The sequence below is a fragment of the Elizabethkingia occulta genome (assembly GCF_002023715.1).
Classification (GTDB): Bacteria; Bacteroidota; Bacteroidia; order Flavobacteriales; family Weeksellaceae; genus Elizabethkingia; species Elizabethkingia occulta.
The window spans coordinates 1-408 of record NZ_MAHX01000010.1; the positions used below are offsets into that span (position 1 = coordinate 1).

1 protein-coding gene is annotated in these 408 nt (G+C 38.7%); it reads right to left on the bottom strand.

What is annotated here, in order from left to right; genetic code table 11:
- Positions 1–408: integrase core domain-containing protein (locus BAZ10_RS06385; RefSeq protein WP_131828789.1), on the bottom strand; the 408-nt coding region annotated here is incomplete at both ends.

The following is a 408-nucleotide window of genomic DNA, read 5'->3' on the forward strand; positions in this document are numbered from 1 at the left end:
AGCTATTAATTGAGTCTTTTTCTTTTCAGTAGCCAATATTTTATACTCAACAGGTGTAAGATTACCAAGTGATTCATGTGGCCTTTTGTGATTATATTCTTCCATCCAGTCTTGTGTTATTTCTCTTACCTGGTCAAGATCAAAGAACAGGTAAGCATCCAATACGGCTTCCCGATAAAGGCGGTTAAAACGTTCTATGTACCCGTTCTGCATAGGTCTTCCGGGCTGGATATATTGAATATGGATTCCTTTTCCCTTAGCCCAGGATTCAAAGTATTTTGAAGTAAACTCCGGACCATTATCTACTCTTATAACTTCTGGCATCCCATTGATATCAATAACCCGATCCAGTGTCCTGATCACTCGTTTTGAAGATATGGATGTATCTACTTCGATAGCTAATACCTC